The sequence below is a fragment of the Azospirillum sp. UENF 211521 genome, from assembly GCF_058780535.1.
This window is the reverse complement of record NZ_JBSNCF010000001.1, coordinates 1,899,438-1,918,238: the sequence shown is the minus strand read 5'-3', so window position 1 is coordinate 1,918,238 and position 18,801 is coordinate 1,899,438. Positions and strand designations below refer to the sequence as shown.

At 70.4% G+C, this 18,801-nt stretch carries 21 protein-coding genes; 10 read left to right on the top strand and 11 right to left on the bottom strand.

Translation table 11 applies throughout. From position 1 onward, the window contains the following. Positions 1 to 4: 4 nt before the first annotated feature. Positions 5 to 616: a hypothetical protein gene (locus ACWPN5_RS08970; RefSeq protein ID WP_492295226.1), complete on the bottom strand. Its 612-nt coding sequence runs from the start codon at positions 614 to 616 to the stop codon at positions 5 to 7. Continuing rightward, entirely contained in the window at positions 613 to 1,953 is a 1,341-nt protein-coding gene (gene fliI / locus ACWPN5_RS08965; RefSeq protein ID WP_200477968.1) for a flagellar protein export ATPase FliI, read from the bottom strand. Before fliI ends, ACWPN5_RS08970 begins: the two co-directional genes overlap by 4 nt. Before the next feature lie 125 nt (positions 1,954 to 2,078). On the opposite strand from fliI, the gene ACWPN5_RS08960 reads away from it, so the two are divergent. From ACWPN5_RS08960 to ACWPN5_RS08920, 9 genes are all read left to right on the top strand, one after another. After that, positions 2,079 to 2,471, top strand: a complete 393-nt coding sequence (locus ACWPN5_RS08960) for a flagellar basal body rod protein FlgB (protein ID WP_211111502.1) — start codon at positions 2,079 to 2,081, stop codon at positions 2,469 to 2,471. 20 nt (positions 2,472 to 2,491) lie between these two features. After that, positions 2,492 to 2,911: a flagellar basal body rod protein FlgC gene (gene flgC / locus ACWPN5_RS08955; protein WP_040137944.1), complete on the top strand. Its 420-nt coding sequence runs from the start codon at positions 2,492 to 2,494 to the stop codon at positions 2,909 to 2,911. Between the two features lie 13 nt (positions 2,912 to 2,924). Further along, positions 2,925 to 3,287, top strand: coding sequence for a flagellar hook-basal body complex protein FliE (gene fliE, locus ACWPN5_RS08950; protein WP_145689331.1), 363 nt, complete (start codon positions 2,925 to 2,927; stop codon positions 3,285 to 3,287). A gap of 152 nt (positions 3,288 to 3,439) precedes the next feature. Then, positions 3,440 to 3,706, top strand: coding sequence for a flagellar biosynthesis protein FliQ (gene fliQ / locus ACWPN5_RS08945; RefSeq protein ID WP_014199655.1), 267 nt, complete (start codon positions 3,440 to 3,442; stop codon positions 3,704 to 3,706). A 1-nt stretch (position 3,707) separates the two neighbouring features. Then, complete coding sequence (locus tag ACWPN5_RS08940; RefSeq protein ID WP_492295225.1) at positions 3,708 to 4,490, top strand: lysozyme family protein; 783 nt, start codon at positions 3,708 to 3,710, stop codon at positions 4,488 to 4,490. Positions 4,491 to 4,560: 70 nt separating this feature from the next. Beyond that, positions 4,561 to 6,654 carry a flagellar biosynthesis protein FlhA gene (gene flhA / locus ACWPN5_RS08935; RefSeq protein WP_492295224.1) on the top strand — a complete coding sequence of 698 codons (2,094 nt, stop codon included), beginning with the start codon at positions 4,561 to 4,563 and terminating at the stop codon, positions 6,652 to 6,654. Between the two features lie 24 nt (positions 6,655 to 6,678). After that, the gene (locus tag ACWPN5_RS08930) at positions 6,679 to 7,437 is read left to right on the top strand and encodes a flagellar biosynthetic protein FliR (protein WP_145689328.1); all 759 of its coding nucleotides are present in this window, start codon (positions 6,679 to 6,681) and stop codon (positions 7,435 to 7,437) included. Positions 7,438 to 7,461: 24 nt separating this feature from the next. Beyond that, complete coding sequence (flhB, locus tag ACWPN5_RS08925; RefSeq protein WP_145689327.1) at positions 7,462 to 8,562, top strand: flagellar biosynthesis protein FlhB; 1,101 nt, start codon at positions 7,462 to 7,464, stop codon at positions 8,560 to 8,562. A 114-nt stretch (positions 8,563 to 8,676) separates the two neighbouring features. Then, positions 8,677 to 9,216, top strand: a complete 540-nt coding sequence (locus ACWPN5_RS08920; protein WP_492295223.1) for a hypothetical protein — start codon at positions 8,677 to 8,679, stop codon at positions 9,214 to 9,216. 76 nt (positions 9,217 to 9,292) lie between these two features. On the opposite strand, the gene ACWPN5_RS08915 is transcribed toward ACWPN5_RS08920, so the two are convergent. The 7 genes from ACWPN5_RS08915 to ACWPN5_RS08885 all read right to left on the bottom strand — a co-directional run bounded on the left by ACWPN5_RS08915 (position 9,293) and on the right by ACWPN5_RS08885 (position 16,304). Further along, entirely contained in the window at positions 9,293 to 10,294 is a 1,002-nt protein-coding gene (locus ACWPN5_RS08915) for a glycosyltransferase family 9 protein (protein WP_492295222.1), read from the bottom strand. A gap of 226 nt (positions 10,295 to 10,520) precedes the next feature. Further along, positions 10,521 to 11,048 carry a flagellar protein FlgN gene (locus ACWPN5_RS08910; protein WP_200478937.1) on the bottom strand — a complete coding sequence of 176 codons (528 nt, stop codon included), beginning with the start codon at positions 11,046 to 11,048 and terminating at the stop codon, positions 10,521 to 10,523. Next, on the bottom strand, positions 11,045 to 11,365 hold the full coding sequence (locus ACWPN5_RS08905; protein ID WP_145689323.1) for a rod-binding protein: 321 nt from the start codon (positions 11,363 to 11,365) through the stop codon (positions 11,045 to 11,047). The genes ACWPN5_RS08910 and ACWPN5_RS08905 overlap by 4 nt, the downstream gene beginning before the upstream one ends. 25 nt (positions 11,366 to 11,390) lie before the next feature. Beyond that, positions 11,391 to 12,542 (bottom strand): flagellar basal body P-ring protein FlgI, encoded by a 1,152-nt coding sequence (locus tag ACWPN5_RS08900; RefSeq protein ID WP_247888457.1) that lies wholly within the window; start codon positions 12,540 to 12,542, stop codon positions 11,391 to 11,393. Positions 12,543 to 12,582: 40 nt separating this feature from the next. Continuing rightward, complete coding sequence (locus tag ACWPN5_RS08895) at positions 12,583 to 13,647, bottom strand: flagellin (protein WP_492295221.1); 1,065 nt, start codon at positions 13,645 to 13,647, stop codon at positions 12,583 to 12,585. A 4-nt stretch (positions 13,648 to 13,651) separates the two neighbouring features. Continuing rightward, entirely contained in the window at positions 13,652 to 15,037 is a 1,386-nt protein-coding gene (flgK, locus tag ACWPN5_RS08890) for a flagellar hook-associated protein FlgK (protein WP_492295220.1), read from the bottom strand. 25 nt (positions 15,038 to 15,062) lie between these two features. Beyond that, positions 15,063 to 16,304 carry a flagellar hook protein FlgE gene (locus ACWPN5_RS08885; protein WP_492295219.1) on the bottom strand — a complete coding sequence of 414 codons (1,242 nt, stop codon included), beginning with the start codon at positions 16,302 to 16,304 and terminating at the stop codon, positions 15,063 to 15,065. 312 nt (positions 16,305 to 16,616) lie between these two features. Between ACWPN5_RS08885 and ACWPN5_RS08880 the strand changes: the two genes are divergently transcribed. After that, positions 16,617 to 17,222, top strand: a complete 606-nt coding sequence (locus tag ACWPN5_RS08880) for a cold-shock protein (protein ID WP_492295218.1) — start codon at positions 16,617 to 16,619, stop codon at positions 17,220 to 17,222. 75 nt (positions 17,223 to 17,297) lie between these two features. Here the strand turns inward: ACWPN5_RS08880 and ACWPN5_RS08875 are convergent, their stop codons facing one another. Continuing rightward, entirely contained in the window at positions 17,298 to 17,621 is a 324-nt protein-coding gene (locus ACWPN5_RS08875; RefSeq protein WP_014199685.1) for a hypothetical protein, read from the bottom strand. Positions 17,622 to 17,750: 129 nt separating this feature from the next. Beyond that, positions 17,751 to 18,794: a hypothetical protein gene (locus ACWPN5_RS08870; protein WP_492295217.1), complete on the bottom strand. Its 1,044-nt coding sequence runs from the start codon at positions 18,792 to 18,794 to the stop codon at positions 17,751 to 17,753. Positions 18,795 to 18,801: the final 7 nt, after the last annotated feature.

The window sequence follows — 18,801 nt, the reverse complement described above, 5'->3', positions numbered from 1 at the left end:
CGGGTCAGAGCCGGACGGCCGGGCGGTCCGCCGGCTGGGTGGCATGCAGTTCGTAGAGCTTCGCCAGGATTTGCGGGGCGGGCTGCTCCGCCTTGGGCGCCGGCGTGTCCGCCGTGGCGTCGCTGCCCGGCGTCTTGCGGGCGAGCGCTTCCGCCAGCACGGCGGGGGATGGGCGATGGTCCGGCGTTGGCTCCGTTTGCGGCTCTTGCGCCGGACCGGCGAGGAAGGGCAGGGGCGGGGCGCTGGACGGCGCGTCCTTCGCCGGAGCCTTCGTCTCGTCCGAGCTGCCCTCCGCCAGCGCGACGAGGTGGCCCAGCGGGTCGTCGCCGGTCACCGCTTCGAAGGCGGCCATGGCGGCGCTGCCCAGCAGGCCGATGGGGCCGCCGAACAGGAAGCCGCCGGCCAGCCGCGCCGGCAGGCCGATCTCGTCGCCGGTGGCGTGGCGGTAGACCTGCGACACCCCCGGCAGGTGCTGCAGCGGATTCACCGCGTCCAGCAGGTCCCCGAAATCCAGACCGTGATCCGCCGTCTCCTGTTTGGTCGGGGCCTTCACGGCGTCCCGTGCGGCGGTGGTCGGGGCAAGCGCGCGGGCGGCGAGCGCGGAGGCGTTGGTCATGGCGTGGCTCCGGCGGGAACGGCGAGGATGCGGTCGAGGATGTGGAAAGAGTCGGGGGACGGCGTGGCGTCGTCCTTGCCCTGGCGTAGGAACTCCTCCAGCGCCGGGTTCAGCGCGACGGCGTCGTCCACCTCCGCGTCGGTGCCCTGCTTGTAGGCGCCGATGCGCACCAGCTCCCGCATGTTGTCGTAGGTGGCGGCGAGGCTGCGGGCGCGGCGCAGCAGGGCGTTCTGCTCCGCCGTGTGGCAGCCGGGCAGCAGGCGCGACACGCTGCGCAGCACGTTGACGGCGGGGTAGCGCCCCTGCTCTGCGATGCGGCGGTCCAGAACGACGTGGCCGTCGAGGATGCCGCGCACCGCGTCGGCGATCGGCTCGTCATGGTCGTCGCCGTCCACCAGCACGGTGAAGATGCCGGTGATGTCACCCTGGCCCTCCTGTCCCGGCCCGGCGCGCTCCATCAGTTTGGGCAGTTCCGCGAAGACGCTGGGCGGGTAGCTCTTGGCGGTCGGCGGCTCCCCGGCGGCCAAGCCGATCTCGCGCTGGGCCATGGCGAAGCGCGTCACGCTGTCGATCAGGCAGAGAACGTGCAGGCCGCGGTCGCGCAACTCCTCCGCCACGGTCAGGCAGAGATATGCTGCCTGCCGGCGCATCAGCGGCGGCTCGTCCGAGGTGGCGACCACGACGACGGAGCGGGCGAGGCCCTCCGCCCCCAGATCGTCCTGGATGAACTCCTGCACCTCGCGCCCGCGCTCGCCGACCAGCCCGATCACGATCGCGTCGGCCCCGGCGTGGCGGGCGACCATCGACAGCAGCGTCGATTTGCCGACGCCCGACCCGGCGAAGACACCCATGCGCTGGCCGCGGCAGATCGGCGTGAAGACGTCGATGGCGCGCACGCCGGTGTCCATCTTTGGCCCCACCCGGCGGCGCGCGTAGGCCGGCGGCGGGGCGGCGCGCAACGGGCGGGCGTGGTGGCCGTTGCGCAGGGGGCCGCACCCGTCGATCGGCTCGCCCAGCGCGTTGACCACGCGGCCCAGCCAGCCGGGGCCGGGGCGCAGCGTGAAGGCGGTGTCGTCGGTGACGGCGGCGCAGCCCTCCGCCACGCCGTCGAGGTTGTCGAAGGCCATCAGCAACGTGCGGCCCTGGCGGAAGCCGATGGTCTCGCACAGCAGGCGCTGGCCGCGCGCCGTCTCCGCCCAGCATTTGTCGCCCACCGCCAGGACGCGGCGCAGCCCCTCCACCTCCAGCGTCATGCCGGTGGCGCTGCGGATCTCGCCGCGCCAGGATCGGGTCGGCATCCGCTCGATCTCGGACAGAAGGTTGGAAAGCACGCGCATCGCCGGGACGTCTCCGCCGTGTCGGAATGCGGTGATCCTGCCACGAGGATTTTAAATCCGGTTTTAAACGCCGGGGGTCATATTGACCGTGCCTTGCCTTCCGGCTTTGCGATAGGGCCGTTCCAATGGATTTTAGCAATATTTCGGTGTTCCGGCTGACCGGCGCGCGCCTCGATTACTTGGCGGAGCGGCAGAAGCTGATCGCCGCCAACGTCGTGAACGCCAACACGCCCGGCTATCAGCCGAAGGACCTGAAGCCCTTCGCGGCGCTGATGGACGGCCCGCAGTCGGTGGCGCCCGCGCTCACCTCGCCCATGCACCTGGCGGGCTTCAACCCGTCCGGCGCGGTGCAGGAGGCGCGCAAGCCCGAGCAGTGGGAGACCACGCCGGACGGCAACGCCGTGTCGCTGGAGCAGGAGATGAACAAGGGCAGCGAGACGCGCGACGCCTTCGCCCTGACCGCCGGCCTGTTCCAGCGCAACCTGCAAATCCTGCGCGCCGCCTGGCGCGCCGGCTGACGACTTCGGAGGCCCTTCCCATGCTCACCGATCCCCTGGCCGCGACGATGCGGATCGCCAGTTCGGGCCTGCAGGCGCAGGGCACCCGGCTGCGCGTGGTCGCCGAGAACATCGCCAACGCCGATTCCACCGCCATGACGGCGGGCGGCGATCCCTACCGCCGCAAGACCGTCTCCTTCGCCACCACGATGGACCGCGCCGCCGGGTCGGAGATCGTGAAGGTCAAGCAGATCGGGCGCGACCGCAGCGACTTCCAGCTCGTCTACGAACCCTCGCACCCCGCCGCCGACGAGAAGGGCTACGTCAAGCGCCCGAACGTCCAGCCGCTGATCGAGATGATGGACATGCGCGAGGCCAGCCGGTCCTTCGAGGCGAGCGTCAACGTCATCGAGCAGTCGCGCAGCATGATGAGCCGCATGATCGACCTTCTGCGCGGCTGAGGAGATCCAGAGCATGATCGAACCCATCGGCCGCGCCGCCGCCGCCTACGGCCTCCACCGCGCGCCCCTGGCCCAGCCGGCGCCCGCCGCCTCGCTCGCCACCCCGCCCACCACAGCTGCTGCGGGATCGGCGCCCGCCGAGACGGCAGCGTCGGCGGAGAGCAGCTTCGGCGCCTTCCTCGACCGGCAGGTGTCGCAGGCGGTGGAGACGCTGAACGAGGGCGAGCGCATGTCCGTCGCCGCCGTCGCCGGCAAGGCCGGCACGCACGAGGTCGTGCGCTCCGTGCTCGCCGCCGAGATGACCGTGCAGACGGTGGTGTCGATCCGCGACCGCATGGTGCAGGCCTATCAGGACGTCATGCGGATGGCGATTTGAGCGCGTGTGTTGGGACGTAATGCCCCCTCCCTAACCCTCCCCCGCTTCGCAGGGGAGGGGATTCGGTCCCTCTCCTGCGAAGCGGGGGAGGGAAGGGGCCCATGCGCAGCATGGGAAGGGTGGGGGCAACACGCTTCCCCAGGAGAACCCCTATGAACGAAGCCGACGTGCTGGAAGTCCTGCGCACGGGCATCTGGACGATGCTGCTGATCGCCGCGCCGCCGCTGGTCATCGCGGTCCTGGTGGGCGTGGCGATCTCGCTGGTCCAGGCGCTGACCCAGGTGCAGGAGATGACGCTGACCTTCGTGCCGAAGATCGTCGCCATCCTGGTCACCACCGTGCTGGCGCTGCCCTTCATGTACGGCGCGCTCACCACCTACGCTGACCGGCTGGGCAGCCTGATCGTCTCGGTGCGGTGACATGCGCCGGCTGGCCGGACTGGCGATGCTGCTCCTGGCCGGGCTCCTGGCCGGAACCGCGACCGCCGCGGAGGTGAAGCCGCCGGCCGCGCAGATCGGCACCTGGTCCACCGCCCTCTACGCGCCGCGCGTCCTGCCCGCGCGCAGCCTGCCGCCGGAGGCCGCCTGCATCGACGCCATCCTGGCGGCGGAGCGCGAGGCCGGGGTGACCGACCACATGCTGCTTGCCATGGGCTTCACCGAGGCCGGGCGGATGACCGCCGACCGGCTGTTCACCGTCTGGCCCTGGACCGTCAACACCGAAGGCGCTTCCAGCTACTTCCCGACGCGGGAGGAGGCCATCGCTTTCGTGCGCGCCGCGCAAGCGCGGGGCACGCGCTCCATCGACGTGGGGTGCCTCCAGGTGAACCTGAAATGGCACCCCGACGCCTTTCCCGACTTGGAGACCGCCTTCGACCCGCGCGCCAACGCCCGCTACGCCGCGCGCTTCCTCGGCGACCTGCACCGCGCGCAGGGTTCGCTGGACGCCGCCATCGCCCGCTACCACTCCGCCCAGTCGGAGCGCGGGGCGGCCTACCGCGAGCGGGTCGGCGGCAACCGGCGCTGGGTGGCCGGCGCCATGGATTACCTGAAGACGCTGGCCGCCGGCCCTCAAATGGCCAGTTCCCAAGCCGCCCCCGGCGCACTGCCCGCCTGGGGTCGGGCCGAGCTTGGCCGCCTGTCCTTCCTGTCCAGCCTCTACGCCAACGCGGCGGTGAAGCCGCTGCTGCCGACCGCCCAGTAGCGCAGACGTAAAAGCCGGTTTTACCGCGGGGCGCTAGCGTACCAACGGTGCCGCACCCTGGAGTTCCCGCATGGCTTTCACGGACACCTTCCGGAACCGGATGACCAGCCTCGGCGATGCCGGGCTGGCGAACCGCGACGTGCTGTTCGCGCTGGCCATCGTGCTGGTGCTGGCCGTGCTGTTCCTGCCGGTGCCGACCTGGTTCCTCGACCTCGGGCTGGCGCTGTCGCTGGCGGTCAGCGTGCTGATCCTGATGGTCTCGCTGTGGATCTCCCGGCCGCTGGACTTCTCGTCCTTCCCGACCGTGCTGCTGGTCGTCACGGTGCTGCGGCTGGCGCTGAACATCGCGTCCACCCGCCTGATCCTCAGCCATGGGCACACCGGCCCGTCCGCCGCCGGCCATGTGATCGAGGGCTTCAGCCAGTTCATCATGGGCGGCAACTTCGTGATCGGCGTGGTGATCTTCGCCATCCTGATCGTCATCAACTTCGTCGTCATCACCAAGGGCGCCTCCCGCATCGCGGAGGTCGGCGCGCGCTTCACGCTGGACGCCATCCCCGGCAAGCAGATGGCCATCGACGCCGACCTGTCCGCCGGCATGATCGACGACGTCGAGGCCCGCCGCCGCCGCAAGGAGCTGGAGGACGAGAGCACCTTCTTCGGCGCCATGGACGGCGCGTCGAAGTTCGTGCGCGGCGACGCGGTGGCCGGGCTGGTCATCACCGCCATCAACGTGCTGGGCGGCATGGCCATCGGCATGGCGCAACAGGGCATGTCCTTCGAATCCGCGGCGTCGGTCTACACCATCCTGACGGTGGGCGACGGTCTGGCGACGCAGATCCCGGCGCTGGTCGTCTCGCTGGCCGCCGGCCTGCTGGTGACCAAGGGCGGCAACGTCGGCTCCGCCGATCAGGCGGTGCTCGCCCAGCTCGGCGGCTATCCCAAGGCGCTGATGGTGGCGGGCGGGCTGCTCGTCACGCTGGGCGTCACGCCGGGCCTGCCCGCCGCGCCCTTCGTCCTGCTCGGCGGCGGCTTCGGCGCGGCGGGCTGGTACGCCATGCGCGGCAAGATGCGCCGCGCCGCGCTGGCACGGCTGGAGGAAAGCCGCAAGGCACCCACCGCCCCCGCCGAGGAGGCGGTGGAGGACATGCTGAAGGTGGACGAGGTCAAGGTGGAGGTCGGCAACCACCTCGTCCCGCTGATCCTCAACAAGAACGGCCCGCTGACCGGCAAGGTGAAGACGCTGCGCAAGCGCTTCGCCAAGGAGTTCGGCTTCATCCTGCCGTCGGTGCGCATCAAGGACAGCAGCTTCCTGCCGCCCAAGGGCTACGTCGTCAGCGTGATGGGCGTCGAGGTGGCGAGCGGCGAGGTGCGGCCCAAGCAGCTTCTCGCCATCGACCCGTCCGGCGGGGCGGCCCCCGACCTGCCCGGCGAGGCGACGCGGGAGCCGACCTTCAACCTTCAGGCCCGCTGGATCGACCCGGCGCGGCACGAGGAGGCCATCGCCAAGGGCTACACGGTCGTCGACCCGGAAAGCGTCATCACCACCCACCTGACCGAGGTCATCAAGGACCATCTCTCGACCCTGTTGACCTTCGCCGCCATGCAGAAGCTGCTCGACGGGCTGGGGCGGGAGTACCAGAAGCTGATTTCCGACATGGTGCCGTCGCGCATCACGCTGGTGGTGGTGCAGCGCGTGCTCCAGGCGCTGCTGGCGGAGCGGGTGTCGATCCGCAACCTGCCGGCCATCGTCGAGGCCATCGCCGAGGCGGTGAACTGGACGCGCAACATCACGCTGGTCACCGAGCATGTGCGGGCGCGGCTCGGCCAGCAGATCTGCCAGTCTTTGACGGCGCCCGACGGCTTCGTCCCGGTCATCGTCCTGACCCCGCGCTGGGAGCAGGCGCTCCAGCAGAGCGTCATCGCCGAAGGCGAGGACCGCCGCTTCGCCATGCCGCCGACCCAGGTGCAGGAGTTCCTGACGGCGCTGCGCATCACCATCCAAAAGCACGCCACGCCGCAGGTCTGGCCGGCGCTGCTGGTCGGGGCGGAGGTGCGGCCCTTCGTGCGCTCGCTGCTGGAGCGGGTCAGCCCGATGACCCCGGTCATCAGCCACGCCGAACTGCACCGCAAGGTGTCCGTCAAGACGATCGACCAGGTGTGAAGGACCGGGAAGGAAAGAACGGTGATGGACACGCTCGCCGATCTGCTCAGCCTGGAGGTCTACCGCGCCTTCCTGGTCTTCGCCCGGGTCGCGGCGGCGGTCAGCCTGCTGCCGGGCTTCGGGGAGCTGGCGGTGCCGCCGCGCGTGCGGCTGTGCATCGCGATTCCCGTCGCGCTGGCACTGACCCCGACGGTGCCCGGCCTGCCCGACCGACTGCCGCCGGACGCTGCGGTGATGCTGGAGCAGATCTTCGCGGAGACGGTGGCCGGCGCCTTCCTCGGGCTGGGGGCCAAGCTGTTCCTGGCCTCGCTCCAGGTCGCCGGCAACATCGCCGCGCAGGCGATGGGCCTAGCCAACCCCTTCGGCACCGACGCGGCGGGGTTCGAGAGCGGGTCGATCCTGTCGGGCACGCTGGTCATCGCCGGGCTGGCGCTGCTGTTCGCGCTCGACCTCCATTACCTGATGATCGACGCGCTGGTGCGCTCCTACGGAAGCTGGCCGGCGGCGCAACTGCCCGATCCCGGCATGGTGGCAGGGCGCTACGCCCAGCTCGTCGGCGTCACCTTCCGGCTGGGGGTGCAGATGGCGGCGCCCTTCCTGGTGTTCGGCATGATCGCCAACATGGCGCTGGCGCTGGTCAACCGGGTGATGCCTTCCATGCCCGTCTATTTCGTCGCCACCCCGGCGATGGTCGGCGGCGGGATGCTGGTCTTCCTGGTGACGGCGGGCGCCATGGTCACCGCCACGCTGGCGGCGCTGGCCGGCTGGCTCGGCGGGCGATGAGAAGGGGGCGGTGAGGGGGCGGCGATGTCGGACAACAGCCAGGACGAGGAACAGAAAACCGAGGAGCCGACCGAGAAACGGCTGCGCGAGGCGATGGACAAGGGCGATGTCCCTCGCGCCCGCGACGTCGGTCTGGCGGCCACCATGGCGGCGGCCTGGCTGATCGCCGCGGCGGGCGGGCCGCTCGCCGCCTCCCGCATCGCCGAGGTGCTGCTGCCGTTGATCGAGAATCCGAACGACATCCGGCTCGACGGCGGTCCCTACGACGTGATGAACAGCCTGCGCTGGCTGATCGGCGGTGTGGCGGTGGCGATGCTGCCGGTGTTCGGCCTGCTGGTCGGCGGGGCGGTGGTGTCGGCGGTGGGGCAGGGGCCGCTGCTGGCGGCGAGCGACCGCATCCGGCCCAAGCTGTCTCACCTGTCGCCGCTCAGCGGCTGGCGGCGCATCTTCGCGCGCCACGCGCTGGTCGAATTCGTGAAGAGTCTCGTGAAACTGGCGATCATCGCCTGCGCCGTCTGGTTCGCCGTGGCGCCCTACATCGATTGGACGGAGGGGATCGTGGGCATGGACGTTGCGGCGCTTCCCGACCTGCTGCGGGACCTGACCCTGCGGCTGCTGCTGGCCGTCCTCCTGGCGACGGTGGTGATGGCCGCCGTGGACGTGCTGTGGAACCGGCTGGAATGGCGGCGCCGCCTGCGCATGACCTTCCAGGAGCTGAAGGACGAGTTCAAGCAGACCGAGGGCGATCCCCATCTGAAGGCGAAGCTGCGCGAGATCCGGCGCGACCGCTCGAAGCGCCGCATGATGGCGAACGTGCCGCGCGCCACGGTGGTCATCGCCAACCCGACCCACTTTGCCGTGGCGCTGGAATACGACCGCGCCAAGATGCCGGCGCCGGTCTGCCTCGCCAAGGGGGCCGACCTCGTCGCGCTGCGCATCCGCGCGGTGGCCGAGGAGAACGGCGTTCCGGTGATCGAGAACCCGCCGCTGGCCCGCGCCCTCTACGCCGCGTCGGAGGTCGACGCGGTGATCCCGCTCCAGCACTACCAAGCGGTGGCTGAGGTGATGATGTATGTGCTGCGCCTGAAGAACGGTGGGGCCGCGCAGCCGGCGCAACGGGCGTAGCGGGGCGGGTGGATTGGGGTGGCGGCCGGATGGTTTGGAAATCAGCTTAATGTCTTCTCAACGGGTTTGGCGGTAGACGAAGGACATCCTCCCCTTCCGCGGCGCATCACGGCCATGAGCGACAGCGACGACCTGTTCGAGATGTACCGTTCCGACCGCGCCGCCTCCGGCGCGCTGAAGGGGGAGGCGCTGGCCACCGCGCTGGCCGACAACGTGCGGCGCAGCTTCGCCGAGATGGACCGGCTGATTGCGGAAGTGACGCAGGCTCTTGTCCAGGCCCGCTACACGCTGCGCCTCGCGCCCTCGGTGGTGGACCGCGGCAGCTACGTCCAGCAGGACCGCGCGTCCGAGAGCTTCCGCGATTACCTGCGCCTGTGGAGCCACCGCCGCGCCGAGGCGGGCAGCGGCGGGATGCATTGGGAAACGAAGATCCTGGTCACCGACAGCCGCCGCCGCACGGCGGAGCTTGGGCTGGGTGTGACCGTCGAATGGCCGACCGCGGACCGTGCGGCCGATTGCGCCTTCGTGGAGTTCTGGACGACCGGCCAGGGCGTCAACCTGCCCTCCGAGGGCCGCAACTTCCAGCGCGCCCTGGTCGCCTGCCTGCGGCGGCTTGAGGAGGCGGGGGAGATCACACCCGCCGTGAAGCGCTGACCCGAGAGCCGGACCGCTGCCCTCTGTAATCCCCTCTCCCCCCTGGGGAGAGGGTGGCCCGAAGGTGTTTGCTGGATTACGAACGGACCAGCGCCTCGACCTCCTTGATCGCCGCATCTACGGGAATGCGCTCCATCTCGCGCCCGCCGAAGGTCGAGGCCGTCAGCACCGTGCCCCGCGTCACCTTCGGGCGCAGCTTCTCCGCGATGGTCGGGCCGTAGAGGGTCAGCAGCGGCACATCGGCGAGGCCGAACAGGTGGCTGGTCCCGCTGTCGTTGGCGACCGCCGCAGCGCAGCGCCGGGTCAGCGCGATGGTGCGCAGCGGGGAATAGCGCGGCTCGGCCAGTTCGGCGTCCTGGAGCGGGAACAGCGCCTGCGGCACGGCGGCGCGCAGTTCCGGCAGCCAGTCCAACTCCGCCGGGCCGAGGATGAAGACCGGCACCCGCCCATCGGCGACCTGGGCGCGGGCCAGCTCCACGAAGCGGTCCAACGGCCAGCATTTCACCCGCTTGCCCGCCCCCGGCGCGATGGCGATGTAGCCCGGCCCGTCGGGCAGGACGGCGCGCGCCTCGGCCTCGGCCTCGGCCGGGATGGGAACGGCCATGTCCAGCGGAGGGCGGCGCCCACCGGCGACCTCCAGCAGGTCGAACAGGCGGTCCAGCACGTGCCGCGGCTCCTTGTAGCCGGGCGGCGGGCGGCGGTCCGACAGGCGGTAGCCGGCGCAGGCCGAGACGAACAGGTCGTGCTTCAACCGCCGCGCCAGCAGCGTCCGCCAGGGCAGCGCCTGGGTGTCCAGCACCAGCGAGAAACGATCCTTGATGGGCATGGGCTTCAGCAGGCCGAGCGGGTTGCGACCGATGCCGGTGTCGGCGCGGAACTCGTCGATCAGTCCGTCCATCATCGGGCGCAGCGTGGTCGCCAGATGGGTGCCTTCGGTGGTGATCCAGGTGATCCGGTGGTCCGGGAACAACCCCCGTAGGGCGCGCACGAAGGGAATCTTAATGAGCGCGTCGCCGATCAGCTCGCCATGGGTGAAGACGGCAAGCGACGGGGGGCCGGCGCGGTCGGTTGCGGGCATACGGAAGCCTTGGAAAGATGCGGCCAAGCGGACGCCGGACTATAGCGGCCCGCATCCGGCGGCGGAACCCTCCGCAAAGCCATCGTCTTTCAATCCCCTCTCCCCTCTGGGGAGAGGAAGGGTGAGGGGGTTGCGCTTTTGCCGAACGTACCGCCGCGCGCAACCCCCTCACCGGCCCTTCGGGCCACCCTCTCCCCAGAGGGGAGAGGGCTATGGTGGACCCGCCCTACAGCTCCGCGTTCAGGCCCGACGCCGACAGCTCGACCGGGCGCACCGCGTGGCCGGAGGGGGCGTAAAGGCCATCGCTGGCCGCCTTCTCCAGGGCCACGAGGAGGCTGCGGTTGATCGACAGCACGGCCTTGCGCATGGCGACCAGCCCCGCCGCGTTGTCGTTGATGGCGCGGTCCAGCCGCTCCACCCGCTCCAGGATCATGGCGCGCAGGTCGTCGTTCAGCCGCAGGGTGCCCGACTGCGCCTGGGTCATGATGCCGCCCAGACGGTCGGCCATCGCCTGCTTGCGCCGGGCGTAGACCTCCAGCCCTTCCAGCTCGCCGGCGGCGAGTGCCGCCGTCTCCTCGTCGAGCAGGACGCTCAACTCCGCCACCGTGTCGAGGAACTCCGTCATCACCACGGCGGTCGGCCCGTCGGCCAGCGCGGGACTCTCGGGCTCCGGCGCGACGGCGGGCGCGGCGTCCTCGACCGGCTTGGCGTCGGGGGCGAATTCGCGGATCAGGTCCTTGAAACGGCGGCTCATCCCTTGGTTCCTTCGCTCGTCTGGCCGTAGAGGCGGGCCACGTCGGCCTCGACCATGCGGCCGATCCCCAGCGTGCCGGCCTCGGCGATGGCCTTGCCGTATTCCTGGAGCATGAAGCTGCGCCACGTCCGCTCGCCCTGGCCGCCGCCGAAGGCGCTGCCGGTCTCGATGCCGGCGAACATGGACTCCAGCATCTGCCCGACCATCAGCGCCTCGAACTCCTGCCCGGCCTTCTCGGCGGATCGGGTTTGGGCGGCGGGTGTCGCGGCGGCGGAACGCGCGGTTTGGGCGGTCGGGGAAAGGGGGGAGATGTCCATCGTGTCGTCGTCCGGCCGGAGAGGATCAGATGATTTCCAGATCGGCGTGCAGCGCACCCGCCGCCTTGATCGCCTGGAGGATGGCGACCATGTCGCGCGGCCCGACGCCCAGCGCGTTCAGCCCGTTGACGAGCTGCTGCAGGCTGACATTGCCGCCGATGGTGACGAACTGGCGCCCGTTGCCCTCCTGCACCTGCACGTCGGTGCGCGGCACCACCACCGTCTGCCCGTCGGAGAAGGGCTGCGGCTGCGACACCTGCGGCGTCTCCACCACGCGGACGGTCAGGTTGCCCTGGGTGATGGCGACGCGGCTGATGCGCACATCGTCGCCGATGACCACGGTGCCGCTGCGCTCGTCCACCACCACCCGCGCGATGCCGTCCGGGCGCACGGTGAGCTGCTCGATGTCGCCGATCAGCCGGGCGACCGCGCCGGTGTAGCGGGGCGGGATGCGCACATCGACGGTGGTCGCGTCCAGCACATGCACGGCGCTGCTGCCCAACCGCAGCGCCACCGCGTCGGCGATGCGGTTGGCGGTGGTGAAGTCGGGATTGCGCAGGGCCATGCGCACGCCGGTCGTCTCGTCCAACGCGAATTTCAGCTCGCGCTCGACGATGGCGCCGTTGGCGATGCGGGCGCTGGTCGGCACGCCCTTGGTCACGTTCGCGGCCACCCCGCCCGCCGAGAAGCCGCTGACCGACAGCGACCCCTGGGCCACGGCGTAGGCCTGCCCGTCGGCGCCCAGCAGCGGCGTGACCAGCAGCGTGCCGCCGAGCAGGCTGGTGGCGTCGCCCAGCGCCGACACGGTGATGTCGATGGTCGTGCCCTGGCGGGCGAAGGGCGGCAGCGAGGCCGTGACCATCACCGCCGCGGCGTTGCGGGTGCGCAGCACCTCGTCGCGGGTGTTGATGCCCAGCCGCTCCAGCATGCCCTTCAGGCTCTGCTCGGTGAAGGGCGTGTTGATCAGCCGGTCGCCCGAACCGTTCAGCCCGACCACGAGGCCGTAGCCGATGAGCTGGTTGCGGCGCACCCCGTCGAAGGTGACGAGATCCTTCACCCGCGTCTGGGCCAGCCCCTCCTCCGCCACGGCGGCGGCGGCCAGCAGGCAGGCCGCGGCCAGCGCGGCCACGCGGAGGGTGCGGCGGATCGGGCCAAGCTTCGTCGGGCCATGCTTCATCAGACCGTCTTTCATCATCCCGCAGGGAGGCCGGGCCGCCCTACAGGTAATTGGTGAGGCTCATCCGGGCGATGCGGGCGGTGGCCGCCGCGGTCGCCTCGATCTGCACCTCGAGCTGGTTCATGCGCAGGCTGGCCTCCGCCGGATCGACGCTTTCCATCGCGTCGAGCTGGTCGTTGAGAACGCGGAGCTGCGTCGTGTTCATCGCCGCGATGTCGTCGAGCTGGGCGCGGTGGATGCCGAGCTGCGCGGTGGCGTCGCGTACCCCCTCGATGCCGCCCGACACCTTGGCGACCGCGGCCTCCATGTAGGGCTTGTAGGCGTCCAGCGGCAGTTGGCTGGTGTCGACGCTGGCCAGCATGTAGAGGCCCTGGAGCAGGTCCCGCATGGCCGGGTCGTTGCCCTGGATGCCATAGGGGATCTCGGTCGTGCGGTCGAGCCGGGCGCTGAGGCGCGGCGCGGTCGAGGGCGCCCCCTGGTAGAACCCGCCCTCGAAGCCGAGCGGCGCGGCCGACGGTGTCGCGAACAGGTCGTCCAGCGCCGCCACGGCGGCAGCGGTCTCGGCCGGGGTCTGCGGCGACGCGGTGCCTCCGGTGGCCGCGGCGATGGTGTCCTGCACGATCTGGATGGGGGAGGGCAGGCCGGACTCGTCGCCCTGCACGGCGCGCATGGGGGCGGCCTTCACCTCCACCCCGCCGAACAGGTAGCCGTTGCCGGAGGAGGCGTTGAGCATGCCAACCACCTGCTCCAGCATGGCGCGGGCCCGCACCTGGAGCGAGCTGCCGGTGGGCGAGGGCTGGCCCAGCCCGACCGAGGCGGCGGCCAGGACGTCCTGCCCGGCGGACAGGATGTTGGTCAGCGCGCTGTCCATGGTGCCCAGCCGCCCCTGCAGCAGGGCGGTGGATTTCAGGGTCTGGTCGGTCTCGTCATACAGGTTGCGCAGCGCGATGGCCTGCCCGGTGCGCGCACCCAGTGCCTTGGCGACGTCGAAATGCTTGCCGCTGGCGATCTCGTCGTTGTTGCGCAGCCGTTCGAGCTGAAGCTCGGTGTTGGCGGTCTGGAGGCGCTTGGAAAGGCCGAGGGTGGAGACGGCGTTGTAGAGCATGGCGTCAGTTCCGGATCTGGAGCAGCGTGTCGAGCATCCGCCCGGCGGCCTGGAGCACCTGGGCGCTGGCGCCGTAGCTCTGCTCGATCAGCAGCAGCTTCTGCATTTCGTCGTCGACGTTCACGCCGTCGCGGTTGAGACGCGCCGATTGCAGCGCGTCGGCGCTGATCTTGCGGGTCTTCATCTCGGACTCGGCGGTGGTGCGGTAGCCCTGCTGGGTGGAGACCATGCCGGTTGCGTAGTCGCCCAGCGTCGCCGTGGACGGGAGGTCCGGATCGCCGAAGCTGCGGGTGACGGAGAAGGCGTTGAGGAAACGGTCGATCTGCGTGGTGTCGCCAGGGGCCAGGGGCGCACCGGCCCGGACGCCGCTCTGCACCTTCCAGGGGTTGCTGCGGATGTCGCCGTTGACGGCGATGCGCGAAGCTGGTCCGCCGCTGCCGGGGGCCATGACGAACAGGCCGGTCGTTCCGGGTTCGGACTCCGCCGCTTCGAACTGTTGAATGATGCCCGCCGCCAGCTCGTCGAGCTGGGCCAGAGCCCGAGGCATGTCCTGATGAGCGGTCTGGACATAGCCCATGATGCGCCCGCTCTGAATGTCCTGGTCCGGGTTGCCGGAGATGATCTTGCCGCCGGCCAGCAGGTCGCCGTCGATGAACTGAAGCGGCTGGGCGCCCGCCGGCAGTTCGCGGTCGAGCAGCGTCTGGCCGTTGCGGGTCATCACCACGACCTCCCCGCTTTCGCGGGTGTGAGTGCGGATGCCGATCTCGTTCGACACCTGATCGAGCAGCCGGTCGCGCTCGTCCATCAGGTCGCTGGTCTCGGCGCCCTTGGCCTTCTGGGTGGCGATGGCGCTGTTCAGCTCTCCGATGCGGACCAGCGAGCGGTTGACCTCGTCGACGGAGGACCGGAGCCGCGCCTTGGCGTCGTTCTGCACGGTGATGGCGGCGGCGGCGGTGTCGTGCAGGCGGCGCACCAGCGATTCCGCGGAATCCACCACGGCGGTGCGCGCCGCCTCGTTGTCCGCCTGGTTGCGGAGCTGGCTGAAGGACTGCTGGAGCTTGGCCAGGGCGGTGGAGACGGACCGCTCGTCCTGCGGCTGGCCCAGCGCGGTGGCGTAGTCGGCCAGCGCCGAGGCGCGGGTTTCCTGCGCGCTGTAGCGGCTCTGCTCGAACCGGGCGTCGCGGATCAGGAACTCGTCCACGCTGCGCAGCACGCCGTCGACGCGCACGCCCTGGCCGCGCCCGCCGCTGATCGCGGTGGAGACGGCCAGATCCTTGCGGACGAAGCCCGCGGTGGTGGCGTTGGTGATGTTGTGCGAGACCAGCGCGGCTTGCTGCTGGGTCGCGCGCAGCCCGGAGAGGGCGGCGCTGAGGGCCAGTTGGAGGCTCATGGCGGGCTATCCCCTTTCCCGTCCGTCAGCGCTTCAGACGGGTGGTCTCGTCCACCATCTCGTCGGCGGTGCGCACCAGCGTGGCGTTGGAGGAATAGGCGCGCTGCGTCTCGATCAGCGACACCAGCTCCTCGGCGATGTCGACGTTCGATTGCTCCAGCGCGTAGCCGGCGACCGAGCCGGTGGTGCCGCTGTTGCCGTTGCTCAGCGTCATCGTGCCGCTGTCGATGCCCAGCGTGTAGGTGTTGCCGTCCTGCGGGACCAGACCGCCGGGGTTGACCACGTCGGCGACCGGCACCTGATAGAGCGGCTGGCGGGCGCCGTTGTCGTAGACGGCCCACAACGTGCCCGCCTTGTCGACGTCCACCGTGCTGACGCGGCCGGCGCGGGCGCCGTCGCCCATGAACTGCGGCACGTAATCGCCGTTGAGCTGGGTGAGGTTGCCGATGGACAGCTTGATCGTATCGGACGTCGGGCTGGCCGGAGAGGTAAGGGTGATCTGCGGCAGTGCGCTGGTCGGCAGACCGGAGGCGTCGCCACTGGCGGCGAAGGAAATCGTGGTGCTGGGAAGGTCGGCGGTGTAGCCGGGTGGCGGTGTGACCGTCAGCCTCCATTCGTTGGGATCGGCTGGGTTCCCGGTTTTCTGCCAGCTCAGCTTGACGTCGAGCGGGTTGCCGAGGCCGTCGTAAAGGGACGTGGAGGTGTCGAAGCTCGAGGTGCCGTCAGACTGCGCCGGCAGGTTGCCGGCGAAGCTCATCTGCGTCGTCTTGCTGCCGCCATAGGCCAGCCCGGCGATGGAGACGGCGCTCAGCCCGTCGAAGCTGCTGCGGTTCACCGCGGGCAGGCTGCCGTCCGGACCCAGCTTCCAGGCCTGGAGATACTGGCCGGCGCTGTTGCGCAGGAAGCCCTGGTCGTCGGGCAGGAAGCTGCCGGCGCGGGTCAGCGCGTAGCTGGGCGACGTTCCGGTGTTGCCGGCGTTGTCGCCGACGACGAAGAAGCCGCGCCCTTCGATCGCCATGTCGGTGGCGGACTGGGTGCCCTGGATGGTCCCGTCCTTCAACACCTGATAGTGCACGTTGGAGCGCACGCCGCCCGCGGCGTAGTTGCTCGTCGCACCGGAGGAGGTCATCAGCGTCGAGAAGTCGACCGCGGCGCGCTTGTAGCCGATGGTGGCGGAGTTGCTGATGTTGTCCGAAATGGCGGCCATCCGCGAGCTTTGCGCGGACATCCCGCTCACACCGGACCGCATGGCGCTGAACAGGCTCATCGGGAGATCCTCATCTCAAGTCGGTTGGGCCGAAAGCGAGCCACGGGATTCTCCGCGATGGACTTCGGAAGCGAGAGTACAGGGCGGCTTTTAAAGCGGATTTAAAGAGCGTTTTCAGGCGTTTACTTAAAATTTTCCGCTCTTTTGCTGAAGCCGGCCGCTGGAGCGGCGCCCGGTCGCGTCGCTCGGCCCCTTGGGACAAGAGTGAAATCGAGGTGCGATTGCGGGGGCGGCGAACGGATGCCGCATTGCGCGGATCGCCAAATCCGGTCACTGTTGGACCGGTTGTCCTCCATGCATCGAGTGTCCAGAGTGAGCGAAGAGCAAAAGCAGCAGGTTACGGCGGTCGTCAAATGGTACAAGGCCGACAAGGGCTTCGGCTTCGTCCGCTTCGCCGACGGAAGCGGTGAGGCGTTTCTGCATTCCCGGGTTCTCGCCTCGCTGGGCGAGGTGTCGCTGACCGAAGGCACCGGCCTCGTCTGCGACATCGCCGAGACCCCGAAGGGGCCGCAGGTCGTGGCCATCCATTCCATCACCCCCGCCGACCCGGCGGAGGCCAAGCCGGCCCGCGCGCCGAAGCAGCGCCGCCAGCGTCAGGCCGAGGCCGGCGATCCCCAGGCGCCCCGCCCCGCCCCGGCCGCCGTCCGCGAGCCCAAGCCGCGGCGCGAGCGGCCGGCCCCGGCCCTGATGCCGGTGGCCACCGGTGAGATGATCTACGGCACCGTGCGCTGGTACAACCTGGACAGCCAATCCGGCCTGATCGACCCGTGGGACGACGAGACGGGCATCGGTGTCTATTTCGACCGGGCGATCCTGCGCCAGTCCGGGCTTGAGGTGGTGGCCGACGGCGAGGACGTGCGTTTCGTCGCCGTGTCGGGCGACGGCGGCCCGACCGCGCTGCGCGTCGAACTGGTGTGAGCCGACAGGACTCGGGCGCCGTCGGGGTCTCCGCCCGGCGGCGCCTGGTTCAGACCGGAACCCTGGCTGACGCGATCAGCGGGGGGTGAAGGACCGCGAGGGACGGCGCTCGACGACCACCGGCGGGCGCTGGTCCATGCCGCCGGAGGGGCGGGACGGGTAGTGGCCGCGGGATTCGGAGGAGTCCATCCGACCGGCGGCCTCGCGCACCTCGAAGATGCGGCGTTCGACCGGCAGGCTCTCCGCCAGGACGATGACGGTGTTGAGCGAGATCCGGTCGATCGCCGGCTCCATCCGGTCGGCGCGCAGCCGGCCCGCCTGCACAAGTTCCTCCACCTCGGCTTCCGAGCACTTCAGCCAGGCCGCCGCCTCGGCGATGGAGAGTGACTGGTCGCGCATCGAAGAAGCTCCAAGACTGGGGTGGGGACAGGAAACCGGGTTGCCAATAGGGGTGTACCCGATTTCCGCGCCGAACAACAGGGTGGCGAAGGGGCGTCCCGCCACAAGACGCCCGGAATGCGCCTCTTTTTACTCCTTGGTCACGCTCCGGCAGCGCTGCTGGAGCAGGGTGACGGCCTGGGCGGCCTCGTCGCCCTGCAGGGTGAAGGCCCGCTCGTCGAGCAGCCGCCCGTCGGCGTTGAAGGCGCGGACGAACAGGCCGTGCGCGGTGCTGGTCACCACCGCGTCCACCACGGCGTCCGCCGTCTCGTCGCTCGCCACGTCGATGAAGGAGGCGAGTTCCGCCAGTTCGCCGTTGTCCGTCCAATCGGCCTCGGCGATCAGGTCGAGCAGGTCGTTCAGCCCGCCGGCCGGCTCGCAGCGCTGGACGCGCGGGTCGGCGCCCTGGATGGCCGCGGTGAAGCGGGTCAGCGCTTCGCGGATGCGGGTCTCCTCCGCGGGGTCGAGTTCGGGTTCGCCGTCCTCGCCGATGCGGGCCAGCCCGAGGAAATCGGGAACCGCGTCCTCGCCGGCCGCCTCGACGGCTTCCGCCTCCTCCTCGATCAGGCCGACGACGCCGACCAGACGGGTGCCGGCGTCCGCCGGATCGGCCAGCAGGTCGGCCTCGCGGACGAAGCGGAGCGCCGCGTCGGTCGAGTCCAGCAGGCGCAGCAGCAGGGTGCGGCGGTCGGCGGCCTCCAGATAGACCAGCGCCTCCGGCTCCAGCCAGACCGGCAGCAGGCGGGTGTCGGCGGCGGTTTCCAGCAGGCCGGTGGAATCCAGAGCCTCCTCGATGGCCGCGGCGGCGGGTGGCTGCGACAGGTCGCCGGACACCTCCACCGCCAGCCAGAAGAGGGTGGCGATCATGTCGTCGCCTTGGGCGTCGGTGCGGCGGACGGATTCGGCGATGGTCTCCACCTCGTCGAGGAACTCCGGCTGTTCCTCCTCGCGCAGCTTGTCCAGCGCGGCTTCCAGCACCGCCTGGCGGCCCGCGTCCAGCGTCTCGTCGAGCAGTTCGTCGAAGCGGCGGTCGCTGTTGCGCCAATAGCGGACCAGGCGGTCCGCCGGCGTGCCCGTGAAGGTTCCGGAGGCCGGCTTGTCCGCGCCGTTCCGCCCGTTGCCTGTCTTTGCCATGCTGCCT

What these genes read in the sequence shown, in the direction of transcription:
- ACWPN5_RS08970 (WP_492295226.1), bottom strand. Translation starts at nt 616, where the DNA reads ATGACCAACGCCTCCGCGCTCGCCGCCCGCGCGCTTGCCCCGACCACC.
- fliI (WP_200477968.1), bottom strand. Translation starts at nt 1,953, where the DNA reads ATGCGCGTGCTTTCCAACCTTCTGTCCGAGATCGAGCGGATGCCGACC.
- ACWPN5_RS08960 (WP_211111502.1), top strand. Translation starts at nt 2,079, where the DNA reads ATGGATTTTAGCAATATTTCGGTGTTCCGGCTGACCGGCGCGCGCCTC.
- flgC (WP_040137944.1), top strand. Translation starts at nt 2,492, where the DNA reads ATGCTCACCGATCCCCTGGCCGCGACGATGCGGATCGCCAGTTCGGGC.
- fliE (WP_145689331.1), top strand. Translation starts at nt 2,925, where the DNA reads ATGATCGAACCCATCGGCCGCGCCGCCGCCGCCTACGGCCTCCACCGC.
- fliQ (WP_014199655.1), top strand. Translation starts at nt 3,440, where the DNA reads ATGAACGAAGCCGACGTGCTGGAAGTCCTGCGCACGGGCATCTGGACG.
- ACWPN5_RS08940 (WP_492295225.1), top strand. Translation starts at nt 3,708, where the DNA reads ATGCGCCGGCTGGCCGGACTGGCGATGCTGCTCCTGGCCGGGCTCCTG.
- flhA (WP_492295224.1), top strand. Translation starts at nt 4,561, where the DNA reads ATGGCTTTCACGGACACCTTCCGGAACCGGATGACCAGCCTCGGCGAT.
- ACWPN5_RS08930 (WP_145689328.1), top strand. Translation starts at nt 6,679, where the DNA reads ATGGACACGCTCGCCGATCTGCTCAGCCTGGAGGTCTACCGCGCCTTC.
- flhB (WP_145689327.1), top strand. Translation starts at nt 7,462, where the DNA reads ATGTCGGACAACAGCCAGGACGAGGAACAGAAAACCGAGGAGCCGACC.
- ACWPN5_RS08920 (WP_492295223.1), top strand. Translation starts at nt 8,677, where the DNA reads ATGAGCGACAGCGACGACCTGTTCGAGATGTACCGTTCCGACCGCGCC.
- ACWPN5_RS08915 (WP_492295222.1), bottom strand. Translation starts at nt 10,294, where the DNA reads ATGCCCGCAACCGACCGCGCCGGCCCCCCGTCGCTTGCCGTCTTCACC.
- ACWPN5_RS08910 (WP_200478937.1), bottom strand. Translation starts at nt 11,048, where the DNA reads ATGAGCCGCCGTTTCAAGGACCTGATCCGCGAATTCGCCCCCGACGCC.
- ACWPN5_RS08905 (WP_145689323.1), bottom strand. Translation starts at nt 11,365, where the DNA reads ATGGACATCTCCCCCCTTTCCCCGACCGCCCAAACCGCGCGTTCCGCC.
- ACWPN5_RS08900 (WP_247888457.1), bottom strand. Translation starts at nt 12,542, where the DNA reads ATGAAGCATGGCCCGACGAAGCTTGGCCCGATCCGCCGCACCCTCCGC.
- ACWPN5_RS08895 (WP_492295221.1), bottom strand. Translation starts at nt 13,647, where the DNA reads ATGCTCTACAACGCCGTCTCCACCCTCGGCCTTTCCAAGCGCCTCCAG.
- flgK (WP_492295220.1), bottom strand. Translation starts at nt 15,037, where the DNA reads ATGAGCCTCCAACTGGCCCTCAGCGCCGCCCTCTCCGGGCTGCGCGCG.
- ACWPN5_RS08885 (WP_492295219.1), bottom strand. Translation starts at nt 16,304, where the DNA reads ATGAGCCTGTTCAGCGCCATGCGGTCCGGTGTGAGCGGGATGTCCGCG.
- ACWPN5_RS08875 (WP_014199685.1), bottom strand. Translation starts at nt 17,621, where the DNA reads ATGCGCGACCAGTCACTCTCCATCGCCGAGGCGGCGGCCTGGCTGAAG.
- ACWPN5_RS08870 (WP_492295217.1), bottom strand. Translation starts at nt 18,794, where the DNA reads ATGGCAAAGACAGGCAACGGGCGGAACGGCGCGGACAAGCCGGCCTCC.